Here is a 23204-nt window from a genome sequence, read left to right as displayed (position 1 = left end):
ATCTGCTTAAAAACTGATTTTTCATAATGAGAATTGCATATGTAGGGCGAATATATTAAATAAGAATTATACGGAAATTGGGGTTGGTCTTGCTAAGGGAGGCTCCTATGAACCTACTGGGTGCAGGAATTCATCAGACCGTAAAGTAAATAGGCAGGTTGAACCTGCCTTTCTTTAGGTAAATTTTTGATTCAGCATTCGGATCCCCTCTTTGCAAACCCCGTATCTTAACCAGGAGCATCCTTCACAGATATCATTCAGATCTTCAGTTCTGATCTTCCGGGCTGTCAAGCGGATTAATGCATTTTTATCCAAAATCTCACCATGTGTAATCCCAAGGTGCTCCATGGCCCTTGAATCCATATTCCGCACGTGATCATCGGAATCCTCCCCCGCATTACAAAACCCATCTCCCCGATTCGGACAGCTAAAGCAGGCCTCGTCAAGATCTTGGACAACTCTGACAGGGAAAGTCATTTGTTCATTCCGCATATCCTCTACAATTTCGGTCATTTTATCGATGAATTCCGAACTGTAGCCCATCCCCTGAAAGCCGTGGATACATAATACATGATGCCCTCTTAAGATTTTCATTGGTAGTCTCCTTTCTCATTCATTTTAGAATAAGATGACTCTTTTTGGCATACCGTTTTTGAACTTAGCGAAAAAAAAGAGGGATCCCTCAGCCTAAAAATCTAGACTATCGGGATACCCTTCAATGAATTTACTTATTAAATGGTTTATCCTGAACCTTGATTGAATCCGTTGGACATCCATTGGCTGCGTCTTCCATGTCATCCCATAAGATTTCAGGAATTTCTACAATCCCATGGTTGTCATCCAAGGTGACATAGGCTAATCCTTCGTCATCATAGTCATAGATGTCTGGCGCTGTTGCCCCACACGCCCCGCAAGCAATGCATGTTTCCTTGTCTACCCATGTGTATTTCGCCATTAGGATCCTCTCCCAACTAGAGATTTTGTTTCGCACCTTTATCTTAATCTCTTGGGGCATTAAATAACTTGATACAGATCAAAATCTATAAGTTAAAGTCTTGTTGTTGGGACCGCGATTTATGAAGGACATTTCCCATGATGTACAAGCAAGATTTGTCCTTCATCGTTCAATTATCCCTTAAATATTAACTTGAGTAAAAAATTCAAAAATACTTCACACTTCATACACTGTAGCTGCCTCCAATGGTGTTATATTGAAGGTAGAAAGGGAGTGATTCACATGATGTATGGCATGATGGGTTATGGAATGGGTGTTGGACTTTGGTGTCTTATTCCTATGGCCTTGGTCATCGGAGGTATTTACCTGGCTGTTCGTTATGGTGTTAAGCACGGAATGAAACACTAACTTTCCGCCCCCTTTTGGGGGCGTTTTCTTTCTTATAGCTTCGACGAAAACTTCTGTAGGAGAGCCGCTCGCTGGTTCTTTTTTCTTTGTTCGTATTCGATCTCTGCGTTATCCGCAAGTTTATTAGGAAGACCTTGGTTAATCAACTCCTGCTTCATTTGGGAAAGCACGGAGTAAAACTGTGCATCCGCCTCACTTTCCATTTGCTGTGCGCGCTTTAAGTACTCGGTAGCTAGAGACATGGTGGAGGTTTCAAGTTCCCCTTTTTTCATCGCGACATAATCTGCCTTGGCTTGTCCAATTAATCCCATCAACTTTCCTTGATAGGTACGCTCCAGCTTTTTAAATTGAACGGTGTATTTGCTTTTGATTTCTGCAATGGGATTCGCTTTCTTCACAGGTGTAGCAGAAGGTTGTCCAGAATCAATATTTTGTTTAGGAGCTCGCTTCGGTGAAGAAGTTTGCTCTTTTACAGTGTTTTCGGTTACCACAACGTCTGATGGTGATTCAACCACAGGTTGGTTTTTTGGTACTGTATCTGTATTCTCCACGAGGGCAGGATCCTCTAGCCAATCAAGGCTTGTTCCATCGTCTTGGAAGAACCTCTCCTCCTGGGGAATAGTGATGGCTTGCGGTTTTACATTTATAAATTGTTCATACCCGTAGTAAAGTCCACCGGCTAGAACGATGCCCAATGATGTTAAGATCCATCCTATTTTTTTCAAAAAAGCTGTACCCCTTTCACATTCACTTTCCATTATTATACCATTGACATACACTTACAAAAAAGGTGGAGTCTGTCCAGATTAAAGGCTATTATAGAAGAAGAGCTAGGTTTATGTCTGAGGAGGAATTGTCATGTCCCTAAAACCGCATGTAATAGAAAACTTACGTCTTATACCCTCAACCGAAATGACGCCTGAGGAAATGATCGCATCCCGTGATATCGAACATACGCTTGTTCCACCGGTCGAACAACGGCCACAGGTTGCATCTGTTCAGGATCACCAGATTCCCGGCCCTGCCGGACACATCCCGATTCGCATTTATACCCCTGAAGGGGAAGGACCTTTTCCGATAATCGTCTATTTTCATGGAGGAGGATTTGTCTTACTTAGTGTGGAAACGCATGATGTCGTCTGCCGGTTACTCGCTAGGGAAACAGGTTGCAAAGTGGTGTCCGTCGATTATCGATTGGCACCAGAACACCCTTTTCCAGCTGCGCCTGAAGATTGTTTTGCAGCCACAAAATGGGTGGATGATCATCGCGAAGAATTAAACGCGGAAGGAACTCCGCTTTATGTAGCGGGAGACAGTGCCGGAGGAAACCTGGCGACTGTCGTCTGTCTCATGGCTAGGGAACAAGGTGGCCCAACTATTTCAAAACAAGTGCTGCTGTACCCTGTCACTGATTTTCACCATCATGGCTCACCATCCCCCTATCCGTCCTATCAGGAGAATGCGGTAGGTTTTGGGCTTTCCAATTTGAAAATGAGCCATTTCTGGAATTTTTATCTAGAAAAAGAAGAGCATCGCACACACCCCTATGCCTCACCGATTAAAGCAGATCTCAACGGGTTACCCCCGGCACTGATCCTGACGATCGAAAAGGATGTTCTCCGCGATGAGGGCGAAGAATATGGCAAACGCCTGCAAGAGGCAGGAGTCCCCGTTACGATGACACGCTTTGAAGGGACGATTCACGGCTTCTTACGAACGTTTCCGGATTCGGAGGAAAGTCGCGAGGCACATCGACTCGTGGCCCAGTTTATAAAGGAATAAGATACGCGTTGCTTTACCCAAACGAAAAACCCCCGAGCCTCTATCGGGGGTTTTTCGTTTGATACTTCATCGCCACTGCTGCGTATGTTTTCGCGCCAATCAACAACGCCTGCTCATCGATATCAAATTTCGGATGATGGTAAGGATAGATCAATCCCTTTTCCTCATTGGCCGAACCGATGAAAAAGTAGGATCCAGGTACCTTCTCAAGAAAATAAGAGAAGTCCTCGCCGCCCATATTCGGTGGAATCGCTACAATGTCCTCCGGCGAAACGACATCTGCCACAGCCTCCACTAAAAGCTGGGTTTCTGCCAGGTGGTTTTTGGTTGCCGGATAGCCCCACTCATAATGGAATTCATATTTTGCCCCTGCCGCCTGACAGGTATGGGAAGTGATGCGTTCCAGCTCTTTTTGCATCAGGACTCTTACCTCTCGATCAAACGTACGAACCGTCCCTTTCAAAACCGCTCGATCGGGGATCACATTATGGGCCTTTCCGGAGTGAAAGGAGCCCACCGACAAAACCGCAGAATGCAAAGGATCTACTCGTCGGCTGACGATTTGCTGTAAATTGCAAACTAACTGAGACGCGATAATGATCGGATCTATGGTATCGTGCGGAAAGGCACCATGTCCTCCACGACCGATCACTTCAATCTCAAATTCATCGGAAGCCGCTAAAATATAATCATTGCTATAAATCACTTTTCCAATCGGAAAATAATTTTCCATATGCAGCGCATAGATGCAATCGACGCCCTCAAGGCAACCATCTTCAATCATCGCCTTTGCCCCGCCGGGATTTAATTCCTCCGCATGCTGGTGAATGAACACCACGTTTCCTTCAAGCTGATCCTTCATTCCTACCAAGGCTTTGGACAGTCCTAAAGCAATCGCCGTGTGTGCATCGTGCCCACAAGCATGCATCACACCTGGAACCTTCGAGCGATAAGGAACATCGTTCGCTTCTTCGATCGGAAGCGCGTCAAAATCGGCACGGAAGGCAATCGTTTTTCCGGGCTTTCCGCCAGCTAGTTTCGCTACCACACCGTTTCCACCTACGCCTGTCTTAACTTCGAGGCCTAACTCGCGCTGGTATGCAGCAATAAATGCAGGTGTTTTCTCTTCTTGAAAAGACAGTTCAGGATTCATATGCAGTTCTCTGCGAATGCGGACCATCTCCGGAAAAATTTCTTCTAAACGCTCAAATAGATTTTCTAACATCAACGTTCTCCTCTCCTTTCAACGCTAAAGGGTCGGACCTTCTCAGGTCTGACCCTTCTTTCTTTAGGCTGTCAATCTTTTTAATCTCTTCTCCAGCATACCGAGGAGAAAATCCGCGAGGATGGCTAACAATGCAGCTGGAATTGCCCCCGCATAGATTTCAATTTCTGACCGACCATTGATACCGGCAACGATTTCTCTTCCCAAGCCATCGCCTCCGATATAGGGTGCAATGGTTGCCACACCAATAGCAATTACCGCCGCCACGCGAAAACCGGCCATCAAAAACGGTAAAGATAAAGGGATTTGTACTTTGGTTAAGAGCTGCAAGGGGGTCATGCCCATCCCTTTTCCTGCTTCTAACAGATGGGGATCCACTTCTTTTAGTCCCACATAGGTATTGCGAATAATCGGGAGCAAGGAATAGAGGAACAATCCAAAGACAACCGTGGTAAAGCCAAGCCCAAAGTAAAGCATTAGAATTGACAACAAAGCCAAACTCGGGATAATTTGAATGATATTCGCCGTGGATAAAATGACCGGGGCAAATCGTTCATTCTTCGCGCAAATCACTCCTAGGGGAACCCCCACAGCTAATGCCATTAAGATTCCATAAACAACCATGAGAAGATGATCGAGCGTTAATTCCAATAAATGATCCCAATGGTTCGCCATATAACTTAGCAATTCTGTCATAAATTCCATGGTCTCACACCTTATTTTGTTAGATTTACTTCAATAACCCTTGTTCCTTCAAGTATTCCAAGGCAACTTCTTTTTCATCTCGCTTGTTAATGTCAACTTCGTAGATTAATTTCGTCATGGTTTCTTCATCAATTGTATCCGTTAGAGATTCTATAATCTTCTTCACATCTGGATATTCTTCCAACATGTCATTTCTCGCGACAAGGCTGGCACTGAATGGTGGGAAAAAGGCTTTATCATCTTCTAGCATTTTTAGATCCAATTGAATGATTTGAGGATCAACGGAATACGCAGTGACGACATCCAACTCGTTGTTTTCAACCCCTGTGTACATTAACTGAACTTCCATCCCTTTGGGATCCTTAAACTCAAATCCATAATGCTTGGAAAAGGCTCGGTATCCATCGTTTGGACGCTCCAACCATGTGCTGTCCGTTCCTAAACGAAGTTGATCAGCAAAGGGTGCAAGGTCTGACATCTTGGTAATGTTGTTCTTTTCAGCGAAATCGCGTTTGATGGCAATCGTATATTTATTTTGGAATCCTAAAGAATCAAACCAGGTAAAGTCATATTTTTCATTAAACAATTTCTGGGCTTGTTCTAAGGTTTTCTGTGGATCTGTTGTAAATTCAACCTCATCTTTGCCAAAATGGTTATTGTAAACTTCCCCTGAGTATAAAGTAGCAATCTGTATTTCTCCCTGTTCCATCGCCGAGATAATTTGCGGACTTGCGGAAATATCCTTGATAATTTTCACCTCATGGTCCGTTTGTTCCTCTACCAATGCTTCCACCATATGGGCTATGATTTTTGGGTCTGTATAAGTTTGAGCACCAATCGTTATTTCATCAGAACCACCCCCGCCACAGGCGCTGGTTACTAACATTGCCGCTGATAAAATGGAACCTAATATTAATTTCTTCTTCATATTTGAAACACTCCTCTATTTATGTGCAATCTTTTATTTGTAAGATAATCTTTTTTCAACTCTTCCAATCAGATGATCAGCAAGGACGGCAATCACGATCGCCATGATTGTCCCAGTAAAAATTAGTGGTTTGCTATTAAAGCCAAGCCCGGACAAAATCAATCCGCCTAATCCACCTGCCCCAATCACGGCGGCAAGCGTTGTCCAGCTAATAATATAAACCGTAGTGACGCGAATTCCGGAGATTATATAAGGGAAAGCCAGTGGTAATTCTACTCGGAATAGTTGCTGCAATGAGTTATAACCCATCCCTCGTGCAGCCTCGATGATTTTCGGATCAACGGACTTAATCCCTGTGTACGTGTTCCGGAGAAGGGGTAGCAACGAATATAAAAACAAGGCAGTCATTGCTGGTTTCAACCCAATCCCCAGGAACGGTATCATAATCGCAAGCAAGGCGATGGTCGGAATCGTTTGAAATACATTGACTATAGTAAATGCAAAACTATTTACTAGCTTCTTCTCTGTTTTCGATAAGTAGATTCCCAGTGGAATCGCGATCACAATTCCTAAAACCACAGAACCTATCGACATAAGAAGATGTTCTACCGTATATTTCAAAATGTCAGGATAGCGCTCTGCGAGGAACTGGAAGTAGTCTGTTATCCATTCCATCTACGCTCCCTCTTTTCTTGGCATCGAATAGATCCTGGCCATTCCCTCAATCATTCGATTTTTTGTGATTAGCCCAAGGCAACCAAGCTTCTTGTCGATGACCGGCAAAGCATGGACGTCGTGCTGGCTCATGAGAGTTAGTGCATCTTCGAGCGGTGTCCCGGTTTGAACTCGATATTTCACAGGTTTCATCACATCGACAACGAGCTTATTTGCATCATTGTTATTAAACATTTGAAAAATAGATAGTTGACCTTTGACTTGTCTGTAGCCATCCACTACGATCATAGTGTCTAGATGATGCTCCTCCATCTGCTTCATTGCTTTTGGCAGGGGCATATCAGGAGATACGATGGCAGATCTCTTCTCCATAAATTCTTCTACCGTGGGCATCGAACGGTATTTCTGCAAGCGCTCCTTTCCAATAAACTCTTCGACAAATTCATTGGCCGGATTTTGCAAGATTTGAACCGGTGTGCCCTGCTGGACAACTTCCCCATCTTTCATAAGAATAATCTGATCGGCAATCTTAATCGCCTCATCCATGTCATGTGTCACAAAGATAATCGTCTTCTGGATCTCTTTCTGCAGCCGGACTAGTTCATCTTGAAGCTGTTCTCGACTAATCGGATCGAGCGCACTAAATGGCTCATCCATTAAAATAATGGACGGTTCAGCTGCCAAAGCACGAATGACTCCAACGCGTTGCTGTTGACCACCACTTAATTCAGAGGGTCGGCGGTCTTTGTATGTGTCAGGATCTAGACCGACCATATTAAGCAACTCAGTTACCCGTTTTTCGATGCGTTCAGTATCCCATTTCAACAGTTTTGGGACCGCTGCCACATTTTCTTTAATAGACATATGTGGGAATAGCCCTATGTGCTGAATGACATAGCCGATGCTTCGACGCAGATCAATCGGATCAATCGTACTGATATCCTTCCCATCGATCAAAACCTTTCCCTCTGTGTGTTCAATCAGCCGATTTAACAACTTCATCGTGGTTGTTTTCCCACATCCGCTGGGACCAATCAACACACTAATTTCACCCCTTTTAAATTCAATGTTAATGTTTTTTAGTGCCTTAAACCCGTCTTCATAGACCTTTTGCACTCCTTCTAAACGAATCATTAGTCACTTCCCGCCTTTTCTTATAATAGGAAAATTAGATATTGTTTCGTTTTTCGAATGAATTAAAAATAACATAATTAATTATACTGGTTTTCGTTTCCATCCGACAAACGTCATATAAACGTTATACACTTTATAAATTACGTAAACTTAAAAGTTTACAACGTTTACATAGCGGATGCTTATAAATCCTCTTGAATCCTCCCAAATCCTTATCTAAACTTTTTTTGCATTTATAATAAGTCATGATAAAGTGTATATATGACTTTTTAAGTTGGAGGAGTTGCTACGAAATTGACTAACCAGGAGCGATTGGAAAATATCCATCATCGCATTATTGAGCAAATTGCCACGAATATGAGACTTTATGGCGTCCCGGAAACGGTAGGAAGACTGATGGGAGCGATGTACTATCACCGAAAACCGATGACCTTGGATGATATGAGCGAAACGGTGGGCATGAGCAAAACAAGAATGAGTCAAGCTGTTCGGGAGTTAATGGATCACAAACTCGCCGAAAAAGTATATGAAAAAGGCTTGCGGAAAGATCTATATGATGTGGAACAGGATTATTATCAAACCTTTATTAGCTTATTCAGTTCCAATTGGCACAAAGGGATCAGCATGAATCGTGTGTTCCTGCAAAAGGTTCGCAAGGAGTTAAAAGAAATCATGGATGACGCCCAGTCCGATGAACAAACAAGAGAAAAAGCCAAGGAGTATTTTGACGACAGCACCCATTCATTAAACTTCTATAATTGGCTGAGCCGCTTGGTTGAGTACTTTGAATCCCAAGAGGTTTTTAACCATGTGCCGAAAACAGAGGATATGGAAGTCGTAGCAGTCTCGGCAAATCAAAGGGTAGAAAAATAAGCGGAGATTTCCGCTTATTTTTAAAATGAGCCTTATTTAAGGTGAAATAAGCGGAAATTTTCCGGTTAATCAAAGAAAACTCCTACTTTTAGACTGTTTTTTGATTAATAGACGGAAAATGTCCGCTTATTCAAGTGTTTTTCTATTGATTTTCGGAATTAGTCGGAAATAGTCCGTCTATTTTTCCGGTAAACCTTAGTGCAGCCATTGACCAGATATTGCTTCTTCGATCTTCTCTTCCCCAGCCTTTACCCATCTGCTTTTATCCCTTATATGCCCGTCTCGATCTAAAGGATCTTGAAACTGGCTAAGCCCAATCGCAGTCATTAAGGAACTCCCATCCGTGTCCAATCCAGTATTTACGACATGCTTAATTACATAAGGAGTTTTAAACTCGATCATGGTGTCGGCTTCATCCAAAGCCCCATCTATCACATTAAAAGGGACTCTTAAATAGATGGTTTCCCCGGCTTCTCGCCATAAAATAGAGTCAAAGCTGCCTTCATCATAATCAAAGCTGTCACTGAATTCGCACCCGGCAGAATAGAATTTTTCACGAGCAAGACCAAAGTTGGTCTTTTTCCCTTGAATTTCTGAGTCGAATTGTATCATCCTTGCTCACCCTTATAAAATGTTTTATAGTACTGTACTATTATTAACAAAAAATGGGGTGAATACCCGATAAAACTAAGGATCAGAGGAGGATAACGAAAAAGATTTCGTTATTCGACCGAAATCCACTCTAAACAAGTGAAATAGCGGATTGTTTTCCGCTATTTCTTTTTCTTCTCTTTTTCTTTTTTCTTTTTCTTTTGTTCCTTTATCTGCTCCTTCTGTTCCTTCTTCTTCTCCACCTCCGGTTTCTTCTTCTCAGCAGCTGCCGGTGGGACGATGGGTTTCGAACGGTCTACTTCGGTTGGTACATACTTGGCATTAAAGATCTCTTTGACTGCGGTCCCTTCCTTCCGGCATACATTAGACGCTAGTTTCCCAGATTTGCTGCATATCTCAACGGTTACAATTCCGGGTGGAACAGTGAACTTTGAGTCTTTTGGAAATTTCCCGGAATCGATGGCATAAAGCTGATTCATCAACTTACCCCAAATTTGAATGGGTCTTGCTGGTTTTGCTTTAGTCAGAGTATGCGGGATATCGTAGCCGATCCAAACTCCTAAGGAGATCTCTGGGGTGTATCCGACAAACCAGGAATCGTAATCATAATTCGTTGTTCCTGTTTTTCCCGCTACATCCGCGTTTCCAATGTAATTTTTAAGTCCGGTAGCTGTTCCACTTTTCACCACGGTTCTCATCATATCGTTCATGAGATAAGCTGTTTGCTCCGAGAAAACTTTTTTCGGAGATAACGTATGTTCATATATCGTTTCCTTAGCTGAATTGGTGATTTTTTGGATCATAAAACTATCCAAGAACACCCCTTGGTTAGCAAAAACAGAGTAGGCATTGGTGATCTCTTCCACGGTTACCCCTTGGGTTAACCCACCGATCACAGCGGTTTTCGACTGGTAATCATTGCGCCGCGCATTATCCTCAGGCTCGACAATCGTACGAATTCCCATCTGTTTCACAAACCCAAGCGCCTGGGGAATGCCAACTTGCAAATAGGCTTTTATCGCTGGAATGTTGTAGGATTTCTCCAACGCCGTCCGCGCCGACATCAAACCATGGAACCGGTTGTCATAGTTGGATGGATAAAAAGGCGGATTTCCCGGCCCATTCTCCAAGGCAATCCGCGAATCTTCAATCACAGAACCCGGCTGCAGCAGTCCCATTTCAAAAGCAGGCGCATAGGCTGCCAAAGGCTTCATCGCGGACCCAGGTTGTCTTGGCGCTGCGGTATGATTCAACTGTGAAAGGTGGAAATCCCTTCCACCAATGAACCCGAGTACCGCACCGGTTTTATTATCAAGGAGCGTTGCCCCTATTTGCTCTGGTGCATTTTCGATTTTCCTTCCATCAACGGTATAGGATTGATTAGGAGCAAAGTTCTTTGGATCTTCCGCGATACCCGTCATCATCTCATAGATCTTTTGGTCTATCGTTGTGTAGATGTGATACCCACCGGTCAAAACTTCTTTTCGCTTAAAATCGAGGAGTTCCTGATATTCTTCAGGTGTGACGTTTTTTCGCGTTCGCAGTTCTTGCTCCACTAGAATTTGCGCCGCTTGATTTTCGATCTCCATCATTAGATAGGGATATTTATTGTAAGCACGGACTTTGTCTGCTGCTTTGAGATGCTCCTGGATGTTATAAGCCTTATTTTCCTCGTATTGATCGGCTGTGATAAAGCCGTTTTCGAGCATGCGATCAAGCACCGTCTGTTGCCTGATCTTTCCTGCCTTTAACCCTTCTGGATTAAACGGAATATAGCGTGAAGGAGCCTGCAGCATACCGGCAATATAAGCTGCTTGGGCAATATTCAGGTCCTTGGCAGAAACCCCGAAGATTCCCTTTGCCGCCGCCTGCACTCCGTAAATGTTTGCACCATTCGCGTTTTTACCAAAGTACATTTTATTGATATAGGCCTGCAGAATTTGATCTTTGGAAAACATGCGTTCCATCCGCAGGGCTAGGAAAATTTCTTTGGCCTTCCGCTCGAGGGAAACTTCCGGTGTGAGAATCGTCTGTTTCACTAACTGTTGGGTCAGTGAACTCCCCCCAGTTTGTACAGGGCTTCCTGTCAAAGTTTCCATCACCGCTCTGGAAAGCCCCTTCACATTTACACCTGGATGTTCATAAAAATAGCGATCCTCCGTCGCGATAATAGCATGGATCAAATCGGGTGATACATCCCCTATTTGAACCAGCCGACGGTCTTCCTCCGTTCTTAAGGGACCAATCAAATTCTGCCGGTTAAAGTATGCAAAACTGGTTTGTGAATTGGAAAAGATCTTGTTTTGCGTCTCCTCTTGGGAAAGCAAAGGTTGATCTTTCACCAGCGAGGCAATAAACCCCATGGCCGCACCTCCGCCAAACATCAGACACATACAGAGGATCAGCAAGGAGTATTTCAGCACTGCTAGGATAATTTTCCCATAAGGGAATTTTGCTTTAGGTTTGTTCGTATTTAAAGGTACATCTGTCATGTCTCATAACCCCGTTCTCATTCAAATACTATAGTCCTTCGAATGAAAAGGGAAATTTATGGGGAGATTGGACTATAAAAATTACTGACGAAGTGAAGAAATATCAATCTCAAAGGTATATTATAGGATTCCACGGTCGAGAGGAAAAAAGTCACAATTGGCCAGGAACATGGATTGATTACTCTGATGTATCGATTTGATACGAATAATATATTGGAAGTAATGGAACGAGAGGCGTATGATAAAGAAGAACAAAAGATAACCTGTAGGAACAGAAGCAGGATATTTATAGAGGGGATTGTACTATCATGAGTTATATCGAACGTGGTACCAAAGAATTTCGTTTGGCAAATCTGGCATTGTTCGCAGGTGGATTTGTCACATTTGCTATATTATGGAGCATTCAGCCGCTGCTGCCGGAGATCGCTAAGCAGTACCATGTCTCGCCCGCCGTGTCGAGTTTAACCTTGTCCTCCACAACGGTTGCGCTGGCCATTAGTATGTTAGTGGCGGGGTCTTTATCGGAAGTGTATGGCCGCAAACCAGTGATGGCGGTTTCTTTATTGGCCTCGTCAATCCTTGCCATTTTGGTAGCTTTTAGCCCTAATTTTCATGTGTTGCTCTTACTGCGTATCGTACAAGGGATTGCATTAGGTGGACTACCGGCAATTGCAATGGCCTATTTAGGAGAAGAAATCAAACCGTCAAGTCTTGGCATGGCGATGGGGTTATATATTAGCGGGAACACCATTGGGGGGATGAGCGGCCGGATCATTACCGGGGCTTTGACCGATTATTTTGATTGGCGAGTGGCTGTTGTCGGGATCGGGATTATTAGTCTATTTGCTAGTCTATTGTTTTGGTTGACACTGCCGAGATCCACTCATTTTGAACCACGGAAACTGGAGTTTGGGAAATTAGGGATGTCCTTGCTTAGCCAGTTCAAAGAACCGGGATTTGTTTACTTATTCGGTGTAGGATTTTTATTAATGGGAGGCTTCTCCTCTCTCTACAATTACATCGGTTTTCAACTGATGGCCCCTCCCTACTTGTTAAGCCAAACCTTGGTAGGATTTATCTTTGTCGTTTATCTCGTCGGAACTTTTAGTTCGACATGGATGGGGATACTGGCAGATCAACATGGGAGAAAAAAGATCATACAAGTTTCAATGGGCATCTATTTACTTGGCGCATGTTTAACACTGTATGGGAACCTTTGGATAAAAATCATCGGGATTGCCGTCTTTACCTTCGGATTTTTCGCCGGGCATTCAATTGCCAGTAGTTGGGTGGGGAAACTCGCCACCCATGATAAAGCACAGGTATCGGCATTATACCTATTCTTCTATTATGTTGGATCAAGTATTGGTGGAACCGCTGGTGGAACGTTTTACGGATCGTTTGGCTGGATCGGAGTGGTTGGCATGATCATCGTATTTACCTTTATCGCCTTCGGTTTATCCACGAAAATTGGAAAGAAAAAGGTTCAGGTTACTTCAAAACAGGTTTCACTTAAAATGTAAGGGGCGACACCTGAAATTTGTCCTTCAGACTATGTGCAAACGGGAATAACGGAATCATTTTCCGCTATTCCCGTTTTTTTTTCGCTTGTTGTCGCGTGAATAACGGAAGATTTTCCCGTTATTTCATCAATCGCCAGTTTTTATAATCATGAACAGCGAATCCCCCAAAGCTTGAATAGCGAGAAAGCTCTATTGCTGCTAATTTTAATTCGATCTTCATCTCTTCCACATCTCTTGAATAAAAGGTGGTATGGTCGCCTTCCTTGCTTTGAGCGCTATCAACAGCCACGATGACTTGCTTGCCAAGTTTTACTGCTTCCTCCAAGATCGGGCGCGCATTCTCAACGATCCCGTTCCTTCCAAGGGCAAAATTTCGATAATCCATAATTACAAGTTGATCTGCTCTTTCTAATAACCACGCACTTAAAGAGGAACCATCACCTGGTAGGTCATACTGGTAGATCCAAAAAGGAACATCATAGGCTACCTTCAGCCCCATCCCTCGGGTTTCCTTCTCAATTAGACGAATAGTGTCCACCCACTTTTGTAGGACATTTTCCCTCTTTGTTCCCCAATCATCCAAAAGATAAGGTTCAATATCAAAGTGCAGCCCGGCAAATTTTTCGTTGGATCTTGCTGAAGTGTTGTAGGTATTCACCCACTCTAGATGTTTCATGATTTCATGCTGATTCTCTTTTTTGACCCAACGAGGGGCGCCACCTAACGCTTCGACCTCCATACCTTGATCGGTTGCTCTGGAGATGAACATGCGATAGAATGATTCATCCACATCTCGGTCTGCTTGAAGATAGATGGAATCTAAATGGTTATTTCTAGCAAATTCTAATACTTGATTAGGATCTGTTTTAATAATTTTCGCTTCCCATACCCAAGTGCTTCGTGGTAAAGCCTTTTGAGTGGTGACATGAACCTGGTTGCTTTCAGCGATCCAGTTAACATCAACCCCAAATCCTTCGCTGATGAATCGGAGTGGGATCATGGTACGCTGATTTTTAATCACAGCTGGTGAATCCAGAGCCATCTTATTTCCGTTAACATAAGCATATTTTTCTTTAATGGGTACGATTATTTCTTTGTTCTCAGCCCTAAACACCACCTGGTTTTGTGCCTCCTTCCACTGAACACTGATCCCGAGTCTCTCCGCAATGAAGCGAACGGGGACCATGGTACGCCCCGTTTGTTGATCAAGATAAGGCGACACATTTAGGAATTGCACGGGTTGACCATCCACCACAACTTGTAAAGAGGTTGCGGAAAATGCAGGGATGAGGACGAAGAAACTAATCAATAATGTCAAGATGAAGAACTTCATTTAAAACCTATCCCACGGCTTGAACAAATTCTTCATGAATCACCTCAACTATACTTTCCATACAATGCAAAAGCTCAGGTTCATTTGAGCCTTCAGCCATTACTCTTACCAGAGGCTCCGTTCCTGAAGGGCGAACGAGGATTCGACCGTATTCTCCTAGCCTTTTTTCAACTGAATGGATCACCTCTTTAATTCGTTGATTTGTGTCAAATTCGTCCTTATTTTTAATAGGGACATTAATTAAAAACTGAGGATATTTGGGCATGGCAGCAACGAGCTGGGATAAAGGTTGTTTCTCTTCTTTTATTGCTTGAAGGAGGTGGAGTGCAGATAAAATTCCATCTCCAGTCGTATTGTAATCCAACAGGATAATATGACCTGATTGTTCTCCACCCAGGTTATATCCACCATTCCTCATCTGCTCAATCACATAGCGATCACCTACTTTAGTTTGTTTACTTCTTATTCCGTTCTTTTCCAAAGCCTTATAAAACCCTAAATTACTCATCAAGGTAGAAACGACTGTGTTTTCTCTTAATCGCCCCTTCTTCAACAGAACGCGAGCGAGGACAAAAAGGATTTGATCCCCATCGATGATATTCCCCTTTTCATCGATGGCGATCAAACGATCTGCATCTCCATCGAAAGCAAGGCCGGCATCTGCCTGGTGCTCGATTACCGCTTCCTGAATACGCTCTGGTGACGTAGATCCGCAACCCTGATTTATATTGAAGCCATTCGGCTCATTCCCTAGAACTATAGTTTCTGCGCCAAGTTGGACGAACAATTGCGGAGCAACGGATCCTGCAGCGCCATGGGCACAATCTAGAACGATCTTCATCCCGTCAAACGGTTGACTAACAGTGGATTTCAGATATGCCATATATTTTTGTTTCCCTTCAAGATCATCGGTCACCGTTCCGATTTCTGCCCCAACAGGTCTTGGAAGTGGATCTTCGTTGAGATCCAAGAGGGCTTCGATCGCTCCTTCCATCGAATCAGATAGCTTAAATCCATCGCTCCCAAAGAATTTGATCCCGTTATCGTCAAATGGATTATGGGAAGCCGAAATCATCACCCCCGCATTGGCTTCAAGTGTTCGCGTTAAATAGGCTACACCTGGTGTAGAGATCACTCCTAAACGGACCACATCGACCCCAATCGAAAGCAACCCGGCAATCATAGCGCCTTCCAGAAGCTGACCAGAAACACGGGTATCCCGACCAATCACCACCTTAGGACGAGCATCTATTCGATCTTTAGTGAGAATATATCCCCCGCATCTTCCTAGTTTAAATGCGAATTCGGGGGTTAGACTATCATTTGCCACACCTCTTACTCCATCTGTGCCAAAATATTTACCCATGTGACTCATCCCCTCGCTTTATACAAAACTTTCATTCTATCTTGCAATACATTTTCAGCTTCCTGTAGCTGATCTGGATTGTTTATCCCCATGACTTCTTTAGGGTCTTCCAATAATACGGACTCAAATCTTCTATGTTTAATCTTCTCTATGTTGTTCATAGCTTCTATAATGTCTGTTAAGTAAAACTCTTGCTGGACATTTTGATTTTTAATGAATGGCAGCGCTTGAAATAGGCATTGATTATCGAAACAAAAGATACCCGTGTTGACTTCTTGGATCTTTTTTTGCTCTGAAGTAGCGTCTCTCTCTTCAACAATCCCGTAGATCTTCTGGGTTTGTTTGTCACGAAGAATCCTTCCATAGCCTGGTGGGTTTTGTTGAAGGGTCGTCAGAACAACCCCCGCACTTTGGGTTTCGTGCTGCACCTTGATGAGATTTTCTATGGTGCCTGTCTTGATCAATGGGGTGTCCCCCGTGAGCACTAAGGTTGCTCCTTGTCGATCTTGCAGTAAACTTCTTGCTTGTTCCACGGCATGCGCGGTGCCCAGTTGTTCCCTTTGCACTACATAGGAAACACGAGGACCTAGGCTTTGTTGAATGAGCTCGCCTTTATAGCCGATTACAACGATGATTTCATCGATATCCATAGTTTCTAGTTTGCTTACCAAGTGCTCCACCATGGGGATTCCACCGATCGGGTGCAGTACTTTCGGAAGCTCTGATTTCATCCGCGTGCCTTTTCCAGCAGCCAAGATTATAGCAAATGTTTTCACGGTGATTTCCCTCCTTCTTTCTGATAGGATGAGATCCAGGATGGAAAACCATGAATCGCAATCCCCTTGAAGCTGCTATAGGATTTGAGGTGTTGCCGAGTAATGTCCAGTTCCTTTTCCATTGCTTCAACCCCTTCTTCGAAAAAAGTGACTTTGTCACCTTCCCCACTTTCGGCCATTTCAACGCCTACGATAACGGATTTATTCAATGAGAGAGCCTCGCGTAATTCATCTAAAGCATTGACAATGATTCCGTCATTACCTTGTGCAGTGTCGCGGTAATTCATCAGAACAATCGTATTGAACCGCTTTAACATCCAGCTGCTAAGAGAATAGTCCTTATATCCCGGGATCATCACTTGATCAGACCAATAAGGCAAATCAACCGATACTTTGATATCATGTGAGGCTACCCGCTCCATGTTCTCCAACCATTCTTTAAGCACCCGATCATGACCGTTCCCCCAATCGGGTAAGAGATACGGCTCAATATCAAAGTGGATCCCGGAAAATCGCTCTTCCTTCTGAACGTTGAGATTATAGCTCTCCACCCATTGGACAAATTCCAGGACATCTTTCAAATTTTCCTTCGTACCCCATGAGGGGTCACCACCGAGTGCCTCTACCTGGATTTGCTGTTTTCGGGCAGCTTTAATAAAAAGGGCATAGTCTCTCGGTTCCACCTTTTGCTGATCAATATAGAGATAGATGTCGGTAACCCCATTTTGTTTGCAGAAGGCCAAGATGTTTTCCCTGTCTGTCACAATCTTTGAAGTTTCCCAGATCCAGGTTCCTTTATGTTCCCCTGAGCTCTCCGCGAGAAAGGCTAAGAACGACCAAGTAAGCAAAGCAATTGTAAGAATTCCTAATAGAAACTTCCAGAACCGGGGTTGAAGGTGTTGTTGTTTTTTGATAGGATCTCCCCCCTGTTCCTTTGTTTACTCCACCGTTACACTTTTGGCCAAGTTTCTTGGTTTATCGATATCGTTTCCTAAAGCTAAAGAGGTATAATAAGAGATTAACTGTAAGGGAACGACGGACAAAATAGGTGTGAACAGGGCGTTAGTTTTCGGGATAAAGCAGACTTCATCGACTACATTGAATAAATCCACGTTTACTTCCAAAGTAATCCCCATCACATCGGCTCCGCGTGCCTTAACCTCTTTTATATTGCTTACTGTTTTTTCATAAAGATCCTGTTGGGTGATCAGCGCAATAATGGGAGTCCCTTCCTCTACCAAGGCCAAACTTCCATGCTTCAATTCACCTGCTGCATATGCTTCCGAGTGAATATAGGAGATTTCCTTCAATTTCAGTGAGCCCTCTAGCGCGACAGCAAAATCCAAGCCACGACCAATGAAGAACAAATTCTTTTTATTCTTGATGGATTGGGCGAACAATTTAAGTTCGTAGGCATCATCTAAAATGTTCTCCACTTGCATAGGGAGTTCTTTCAAGGCCTGAACTAACGACACTCGGTACAAGTCGTCCAGCGTCCCTTTTTCTTGCGCCAAATAAATCCCCAGCAAATAAAAGGTAATAAGCTGTGCAGTATAGGCCTTCGTTGATGCAACAGCAATTTCCGGACCTGCCATGGTCGGAACGACATAATCTGCATCTCGGGCAATCGTACTGCTGGGAACATTGGTAATCGCTAGAACCTTGGCTCCACGTCGGTGACTTTCCTGCAGCGCGGCTAGCGTGTCCGCTGTTTCACCAGACTGGCTGACCACAATCACTAAGCTCTTGTCGTTAACGATCGGGTCACGGTAACGAAACTCCGAGGCAATATCCACTTCCACGGGAATACGCGTTAATTTTTCAATCACATTTTTGCCGATCAATCCAGCATGATAAGCGGTACCACAGCCGATAATATAGATCTTATCAAAATCTGCAGGCGTCAGATCCAATCCTTCGAATACGACATCGTTTTCTTTGTTGATCCGATCTAGCATTGTTTTTCGTAAAGTCAAAGGCTGTTCATGAATTTCTTTTAGCATAAAATGCTCGAAACCACCTTTTTCCACTTGATCAACATCCCAATCTACGCGCATGATTGCCCGCCGTACAGACTCTCCAGTGTCCGCTTTCATTATCGTCACTTTATCTTTCATCAATACAGCCAGATCCCCATCTTGCAGCACATAGACATCCTTGGTATGCTGGATCACGGCAGAAATATCAGAGGCAATGAAATGTTCTCCTTTTCCCACTCCAATCACTAAGGGACTGGCATGCCGTACAGCAATCAACTTATTCGGTTCATATTCGGTGATGACCCCTAAGGAATAGGCGCCATCTAGTTTGGCAATGACGGATTGAACCGTAGATACTATATCGCCGTTATAAAGTTCAGCAATTAAATGGACGATCACTTCAGTATCTGTCTCAGACGAGAACACAGCGCCTTTTTCCATTAACTCTTCTTTTAATTCCATATAGTTCTCAATAATCCCATTATGCACTATGGAAAATTTCCCTGTTTGATCGGTATGTGGATGCGAATTCGCATCAGAAGGCTCTCCATGTGTTGCCCAACGTGTATGTCCAATACCGATTGTTCCTTGCAATGGACGTTGCTCCAATTTTCCTTTGAGATTTTTCAAGCGCCCTTCCGCTTTTTCGATCGTTAGCTGATCCTCTTCCATCACCGCGATGCCAGCTGAATCATATCCACGATATTCAAGCTTGCTTAACCCATTTACGAGGATCTGCTGCACATCTCGTTCTCCAATATATCCTACAATTCCACACATATTTATGCCTCCTTCTAATTGTTTCTATTAAACGCCTACGGCTACCTTGACTTCGTTTTGCTTGATTCCTGAACCTAACTTATAAATATGATCTGCCTGAATTTCCGCAAAAGCATTACGGGTATCAATGATCGGCACACCCAATTCAGCCAATTCATGATAGCTGAAGCTGCGGTGATTGGTGATTAGTACCATACAGTCATACTGGGCAAAGGCCTTGGCATCATAGGAAACCGATGGGACAACCATTCCTTCTTCATCGCGGAAAGAGGTTGCGTAGGGATCATAGTACTCCACTTTTGCCCCATTTTCCTTAAATAATTGATAGATTTCCAAACCTGGCGATTCACGCAGATCATCGACATCCGGCTTGTATGCCATGCCTAAAATCAGGACTTTTGAGTTGCGAATCGATTTAGCGTATATATTAAGCACATGCGAGGTTTGATTTAATACATATTCCGGCATGTTATCGTTAATCGATTGGGCTAGGTCGATAAATTTGCTGTAAAAGCGAAACTCCTTTGCCTTCCAGGACAAATACATCGGATCGAGGGGAATGCAATGTCCACCGATTCCCGGACCTGGATAAAAAGCCATGAATCCAAAAGGTTTGGTGGAGGCTGCTCGAATAACCTCCCACACATCGATATTCATCCGATCACACATCATCGCCAATTCATTGACGAACGCGATATTGATACTGCGAAATGTGTTTTCCAGCAGTTTAGACATCTCGGCAATCTTCGGCGAAGAAACCGGAACGACTTTTCTTACCACATTACTATACAGAAGGACCCCTAGTTCGATACAGGCTTCTGTAGTCCCTCCTATGACCTTAGGCGTGTTATATGTGTTGTAGTTTCGGTTCCCCGGGTCGACTCGCTCTGGAGAGAAACAAAGGAAGAAATCCAGTCCAACGGTTAATCCCTTCTTTTCTAGCTCAAATTGAATTAGTTCCTCCGTTGTTCCCGGGTAGGTTGTACTTTCCAGGACAATCAACGTCCCTTTTTTCATATATTTTTTCAGTTCTTGGACGACATTTTTTATAAAAGAAGTATCAGGATCTTGATTCTCACTTAATGGCGTGGGAACACAAATACTAATCGTGTCCAATTCCCGGATCGCCCTAAAATCCGCTGTTGGGAAAAACTTCTGCCCTGTCACCGCATCCTCAACAACTGTACTGGGAACATCCTGTATGTAAGACTTCTTATTAACTAGGGAATCTATCTTGCGTTGATCCAAGTCAATTCCGTAGACGGTAAAACCACCCTTCACCATCTCCATGGCTAGCGGCAATCCCACATAACCCAATCCAATAACGCCGACTTTTGCAGTCTTATTTTGTAACTTTTCCTTTAATCCATGGTATAATAGCATGTTTCGTCCACCTTTCTCTTCTCTTGGTTTCTGTAAAAATTGAATAGATATTTAAGCATTGAGTTTTTTGATTCGCCAGGTCAGCTCGGAAATCGAAAAAGGTTTCGTGATATAATCGGCGGCACCTAATTCAAAAGCCCGGTTCATATGGCTGGATAAATGCTTGTCTGTCAAAACAATAACCTTTCCAGATTTGGAGTCCCTTTTATTAATTTGGTTCATCAGTTGGTAACCATCAAGAATTGGTAGATTGAGCTCAGTTATGATCAAATCAGGGCTCATTAGCGAGTACTTTTCCAAGGCTTCATGTCCGTCTTTGGCTTCGCTAACTGCATACCCTTGCAATTCCAGGCGAAGCCGTACAAACTCTCGCACCACTTCATCTGTATCCACAACGAGGATCGACTGAATCTCTTCTCCTGTACTTTGATCGGTAAAGATTCGAATCTCCTTGCTTTCTTTTTTCGGGTGGGTCACACACCCCACCAATTGGCTCAGATTGAAGGATGAAGGTTCCCCACTTTCTGGAAAGCTGGCTATCACTATCGAACCTTCCAAAAAGTGGTGGTCTTGGAGAAAATCTTTCAAAATTAAGGATGTATAATGCGTGGCCGATAATTTCCAGTTATCCAGAAGGATAGATAGGACTTGATTATGATCGTCGTATACATATTGAGCCGAAAGCTCAGGTTGATGTTTACTCATATAGTTTTTTAAGGAATCCAACACTTTCTGGTTTAGGTTTGCACATCGCGCCAAGATAACCCCACAAGCCAACCCATTTACACATTTAAAGCTGACAAAATTGAAAAGATCTTGGTTTAAATCGACCACCTGGTCACGCATGAAAACAGCCATTTCTCTCACTCCTTTTATTTATTAAAATTGGTTCTTACCATCGTTCCCCAAGTATTGTTATTGCGGAAGAAATCAATATGTCCCATTAATCTCCACAGCACACCGATTTGACGGTAGCCGATAAACATCAGAAAGGAATAAAAAAGCATTTTGTTTAGATCGCTCAGTTTTGGATATCGGCTAAAAGCTGTTTCTTCAATGTACAAGGCGCCTAGACTAAGGATGAAACATGATAAAAAGTTGACCAAACCAAAGACCACGATGGTTTTCCATTCCGTCATATTCAGCATCCAATAAGCTAAGATGGCCAACATGCCAGAGATTCGAAAATAGGGATTTAAGGTTTCAAATAAAATATTGTATGGGAGTGTCAACATGCCAAATACTTTATAGCGCGGCCGAAAGACCATCGCAAAACCCTCTTCAACCATATTTTTTAAGTTTCCACGACCCCACCGTTTCCGTTGGCTGCTCAAGATTCTGTAACTATCCGGTGCTTGAGTCCAGCATACTGCATCCGGACAAAACGCCACACGATAAGGAATCTTGTTTTCCAAACAATAGCGATGAAGCTTGATTACAATGTTCATGTCTTCCCCAGGATAACCGCCGCGGTATCCACCTACCGCGATCACCTTTTCCTTTTGGAATACCCCAAAGGCACCCGATACGATGATCAGACCATTCACCGCACTCCAACCAATTCTTCCACCTAAAAACGCTTTGATATATTCGACATTTTGCAAGGCTGGAAGCAATTTTTTCGGAAAAGTGACATGCTTCACAATCCCGTCCTCTACCGTACAACTGTTCACAATGCGTACATTTCCTCCAACAGCAACGGTATCTTTCGGATTCTCCATATAGACTCTGGCGATTCGTGTCAAGGCATCTTTCTCCAAGAGGGAATCCGCATCAATGGTCGAGATGAGCGGATAATGGGAAAGGTTAATCCCTGCATTTAAGGCGTCCGCCTTCCCTCCATTTTCTTTATCGATAAAATAGAGCTGTGGATATTCTGGGTTATGATAGATTCCACGTACCTTCGAGGTTTGAATGGCATCTGAGACGATGGAGGAAACTTTTTTTAGTTGGAACTCTTTTACCATCACCTGAAAAGTATCATCCTGCGAACCATCGTTGACTACAATCACCTCGTACTCTGGATAGTTCAGAGCAAGCAGGGAGCGCACATTTTCCTTAATTGTCAACTCCTCGTTGTACGCTGGAACGAGAAGCGATACAGGCGGTACATGTTCCGAGCCTGATAGTTTTTTAATGGAGTTATATTGAAATCCCCTTTTCAACGGTAAGGTATGGCGAATCGACAGACCAAAGATCAAAAAATAGATCACCGTGACGGCCATGACATAAAACATAGCTAGATAGCCATAGCCTAATAGGAACTCCCGCAGGA

General features: G+C 43.5%; 22 protein-coding genes. 4 read left to right on the top strand and 18 right to left on the bottom strand.

Annotated elements, in window-relative coordinates:
• Window positions 1–174 precede the first annotated feature (174 nt).
• A complete protein-coding gene (locus J2Z37_RS04815; RefSeq protein ID WP_209809095.1) occupies window positions 175–594 on the bottom strand; it encodes a DUF1284 domain-containing protein in 420 nt (139 codons plus the stop codon).
• Between the two features lie 130 nt (window positions 595–724).
• The gene (locus J2Z37_RS04810) at window positions 725–955 is read right to left on the bottom strand and encodes a ferredoxin (protein ID WP_209809094.1); all 231 of its coding nucleotides are present in this window, start codon (window positions 953–955) and stop codon (window positions 725–727) included.
• A 282-nt stretch (window positions 956–1237) separates the two neighbouring features.
• Between J2Z37_RS04810 and J2Z37_RS25715 the strand changes: the two genes are divergently transcribed.
• Complete coding sequence (locus J2Z37_RS25715) at window positions 1238–1363, top strand: hypothetical protein (RefSeq protein WP_280922155.1); 126 nt, start codon at window positions 1238–1240, stop codon at window positions 1361–1363.
• A gap of 32 nt (window positions 1364–1395) precedes the next feature.
• Here the strand turns inward: J2Z37_RS25715 and J2Z37_RS04805 are convergent, their stop codons facing one another.
• On the bottom strand, window positions 1396–2088 hold the full coding sequence (locus J2Z37_RS04805; RefSeq protein ID WP_209809093.1) for a hypothetical protein: 693 nt from the start codon (window positions 2086–2088) through the stop codon (window positions 1396–1398).
• A 133-nt stretch (window positions 2089–2221) separates the two neighbouring features.
• Between J2Z37_RS04805 and J2Z37_RS04800 the strand changes: the two genes are divergently transcribed.
• The gene (locus J2Z37_RS04800) at window positions 2222–3145 is read left to right on the top strand and encodes an alpha/beta hydrolase (protein ID WP_209809092.1); all 924 of its coding nucleotides are present in this window, start codon (window positions 2222–2224) and stop codon (window positions 3143–3145) included.
• 40 nt (window positions 3146–3185) lie between these two features.
• Here J2Z37_RS04800 and J2Z37_RS04795 read toward each other — a convergent pair whose 3' ends face one another.
• From J2Z37_RS04795 to J2Z37_RS04775, 5 genes are all read right to left on the bottom strand, one after another.
• Window positions 3186–4370 carry a M20 family metallopeptidase gene (locus J2Z37_RS04795; protein WP_209809091.1) on the bottom strand — a complete coding sequence of 395 codons (1185 nt, stop codon included), beginning with the start codon at window positions 4368–4370 and terminating at the stop codon, window positions 3186–3188.
• A 63-nt stretch (window positions 4371–4433) separates the two neighbouring features.
• Complete coding sequence (locus tag J2Z37_RS04790; RefSeq protein ID WP_209809090.1) at window positions 4434–5075, bottom strand: ABC transporter permease; 642 nt, start codon at window positions 5073–5075, stop codon at window positions 4434–4436.
• A gap of 25 nt (window positions 5076–5100) precedes the next feature.
• On the bottom strand, window positions 5101–6003 hold the full coding sequence (locus J2Z37_RS04785; RefSeq protein WP_209809089.1) for a glycine betaine ABC transporter substrate-binding protein: 903 nt from the start codon (window positions 6001–6003) through the stop codon (window positions 5101–5103).
• Between the two features lie 33 nt (window positions 6004–6036).
• Window positions 6037–6678 carry an ABC transporter permease gene (locus J2Z37_RS04780; protein WP_209809088.1) on the bottom strand — a complete coding sequence of 214 codons (642 nt, stop codon included), beginning with the start codon at window positions 6676–6678 and terminating at the stop codon, window positions 6037–6039.
• On the bottom strand, window positions 6679–7812 hold the full coding sequence (locus tag J2Z37_RS04775) for a betaine/proline/choline family ABC transporter ATP-binding protein (protein WP_209809087.1): 1134 nt from the start codon (window positions 7810–7812) through the stop codon (window positions 6679–6681).
• Window positions 7813–8106: 294 nt separating this feature from the next.
• Here J2Z37_RS04775 and J2Z37_RS04770 point away from each other — a divergent pair, with 294 nt between their 5' ends.
• Entirely contained in the window at window positions 8107–8685 is a 579-nt protein-coding gene (locus J2Z37_RS04770) for a GbsR/MarR family transcriptional regulator (protein WP_209809086.1), read from the top strand.
• 195 nt (window positions 8686–8880) lie between these two features.
• Here the strand turns inward: J2Z37_RS04770 and J2Z37_RS04765 are convergent, their stop codons facing one another.
• Window positions 8881–9297: a YugN family protein gene (locus tag J2Z37_RS04765; RefSeq protein WP_209809085.1), complete on the bottom strand. Its 417-nt coding sequence runs from the start codon at window positions 9295–9297 to the stop codon at window positions 8881–8883.
• Window positions 9298–9458: 161 nt separating this feature from the next.
• Window positions 9459–11789: a transglycosylase domain-containing protein gene (locus J2Z37_RS04760; protein ID WP_209809084.1), complete on the bottom strand. Its 2331-nt coding sequence runs from the start codon at window positions 11787–11789 to the stop codon at window positions 9459–9461.
• A 308-nt stretch (window positions 11790–12097) separates the two neighbouring features.
• Between J2Z37_RS04760 and J2Z37_RS04755 the strand changes: the two genes are divergently transcribed.
• Window positions 12098–13312, top strand: a complete 1215-nt coding sequence (locus tag J2Z37_RS04755) for an MFS transporter (protein WP_209809083.1) — start codon at window positions 12098–12100, stop codon at window positions 13310–13312.
• A gap of 118 nt (window positions 13313–13430) precedes the next feature.
• On the opposite strand, the gene J2Z37_RS04750 is transcribed toward J2Z37_RS04755, so the two are convergent.
• The 8 genes from J2Z37_RS04750 to J2Z37_RS04715 all read right to left on the bottom strand — a co-directional run bounded on the left by J2Z37_RS04750 (window position 13431) and on the right by J2Z37_RS04715 (window position 23202).
• Window positions 13431–14630, bottom strand: a complete 1200-nt coding sequence (locus J2Z37_RS04750; protein ID WP_245203582.1) for a copper amine oxidase N-terminal domain-containing protein — start codon at window positions 14628–14630, stop codon at window positions 13431–13433.
• 22 nt (window positions 14631–14652) lie between these two features.
• Window positions 14653–16011 carry a phosphoglucosamine mutase gene (glmM, locus tag J2Z37_RS04745; protein WP_209809081.1) on the bottom strand — a complete coding sequence of 453 codons (1359 nt, stop codon included), beginning with the start codon at window positions 16009–16011 and terminating at the stop codon, window positions 14653–14655.
• Between the two features lie 5 nt (window positions 16012–16016).
• A complete protein-coding gene (locus J2Z37_RS04740; RefSeq protein WP_209809080.1) occupies window positions 16017–16787 on the bottom strand; it encodes a sugar phosphate nucleotidyltransferase in 771 nt (256 codons plus the stop codon).
• Complete coding sequence (locus J2Z37_RS04735) at window positions 16784–17635, bottom strand: hypothetical protein (RefSeq protein ID WP_209809079.1); 852 nt, start codon at window positions 17633–17635, stop codon at window positions 16784–16786. The genes J2Z37_RS04740 and J2Z37_RS04735 overlap by 4 nt, the downstream gene beginning before the upstream one ends.
• A 90-nt stretch (window positions 17636–17725) precedes the next feature.
• On the bottom strand, window positions 17726–19546 hold the full coding sequence (gene glmS, locus J2Z37_RS04730) for a glutamine--fructose-6-phosphate transaminase (isomerizing) (RefSeq protein ID WP_209809078.1): 1821 nt from the start codon (window positions 19544–19546) through the stop codon (window positions 17726–17728).
• 27 nt (window positions 19547–19573) lie between these two features.
• Window positions 19574–20929, bottom strand: a complete 1356-nt coding sequence (locus tag J2Z37_RS04725; protein ID WP_209809077.1) for a nucleotide sugar dehydrogenase — start codon at window positions 20927–20929, stop codon at window positions 19574–19576.
• Between the two features lie 51 nt (window positions 20930–20980).
• Window positions 20981–21787, bottom strand: coding sequence for a response regulator transcription factor (locus tag J2Z37_RS04720; RefSeq protein ID WP_209809076.1), 807 nt, complete (start codon window positions 21785–21787; stop codon window positions 20981–20983).
• A gap of 14 nt (window positions 21788–21801) precedes the next feature.
• Entirely contained in the window at window positions 21802–23202 is a 1401-nt protein-coding gene (locus J2Z37_RS04715; RefSeq protein ID WP_209809518.1) for a glycosyltransferase family 2 protein, read from the bottom strand.
• Between the last annotated feature and the right edge of the window lie 2 nt (window positions 23203–23204).

It is taken from the genome of Ammoniphilus resinae, assembly GCF_017873965.1.
Classification (GTDB): Bacteria; Bacillota; Bacilli; order Aneurinibacillales; family RAOX-1; genus Ammoniphilus_A; species Ammoniphilus_A resinae.
This window is presented reverse-complemented; position numbering and strand designations above follow the sequence as displayed.

Coding starts and splice junctions, on each gene's coding strand:
- J2Z37_RS04800 (WP_209809092.1), top strand. CDS start 2,222: ATGTCCCTAAAACCGCATGTAATAGAAAACTTACGTCTTATACCCTCA.
- J2Z37_RS04810 (WP_209809094.1), bottom strand. CDS start 955: ATGGCGAAATACACATGGGTAGACAAGGAAACATGCATTGCTTGCGGG.
- glmS (WP_209809078.1), bottom strand. CDS start 19,546: ATGTGTGGAATTGTAGGATATATTGGAGAACGAGATGTGCAGCAGATC.
- J2Z37_RS04790 (WP_209809090.1), bottom strand. CDS start 5,075: ATGGAATTTATGACAGAATTGCTAAGTTATATGGCGAACCATTGGGAT.
- J2Z37_RS04755 (WP_209809083.1), top strand. CDS start 12,098: ATGAGTTATATCGAACGTGGTACCAAAGAATTTCGTTTGGCAAATCTG.
- glmM (WP_209809081.1), bottom strand. CDS start 16,011: ATGGGTAAATATTTTGGCACAGATGGAGTAAGAGGTGTGGCAAATGAT.
- J2Z37_RS04785 (WP_209809089.1), bottom strand. CDS start 6,003: ATGAAGAAGAAATTAATATTAGGTTCCATTTTATCAGCGGCAATGTTA.
- J2Z37_RS04775 (WP_209809087.1), bottom strand. CDS start 7,812: ATGATTCGTTTAGAAGGAGTGCAAAAGGTCTATGAAGACGGGTTTAAG.
- J2Z37_RS04795 (WP_209809091.1), bottom strand. CDS start 4,370: ATGTTAGAAAATCTATTTGAGCGTTTAGAAGAAATTTTTCCGGAGATG.
- J2Z37_RS04720 (WP_209809076.1), bottom strand. CDS start 21,787: ATGGCTGTTTTCATGCGTGACCAGGTGGTCGATTTAAACCAAGATCTT.
- J2Z37_RS04815 (WP_209809095.1), bottom strand. CDS start 594: ATGAAAATCTTAAGAGGGCATCATGTATTATGTATCCACGGCTTTCAG.
- J2Z37_RS25715 (WP_280922155.1), top strand. CDS start 1,238: ATGATGTATGGCATGATGGGTTATGGAATGGGTGTTGGACTTTGGTGT.
- J2Z37_RS04725 (WP_209809077.1), bottom strand. CDS start 20,929: ATGCTATTATACCATGGATTAAAGGAAAAGTTACAAAATAAGACTGCA.
- J2Z37_RS04760 (WP_209809084.1), bottom strand. CDS start 11,789: ATGACAGATGTACCTTTAAATACGAACAAACCTAAAGCAAAATTCCCT.
- J2Z37_RS04765 (WP_209809085.1), bottom strand. CDS start 9,297: ATGATACAATTCGACTCAGAAATTCAAGGGAAAAAGACCAACTTTGGT.
- J2Z37_RS04780 (WP_209809088.1), bottom strand. CDS start 6,678: ATGGAATGGATAACAGACTACTTCCAGTTCCTCGCAGAGCGCTATCCT.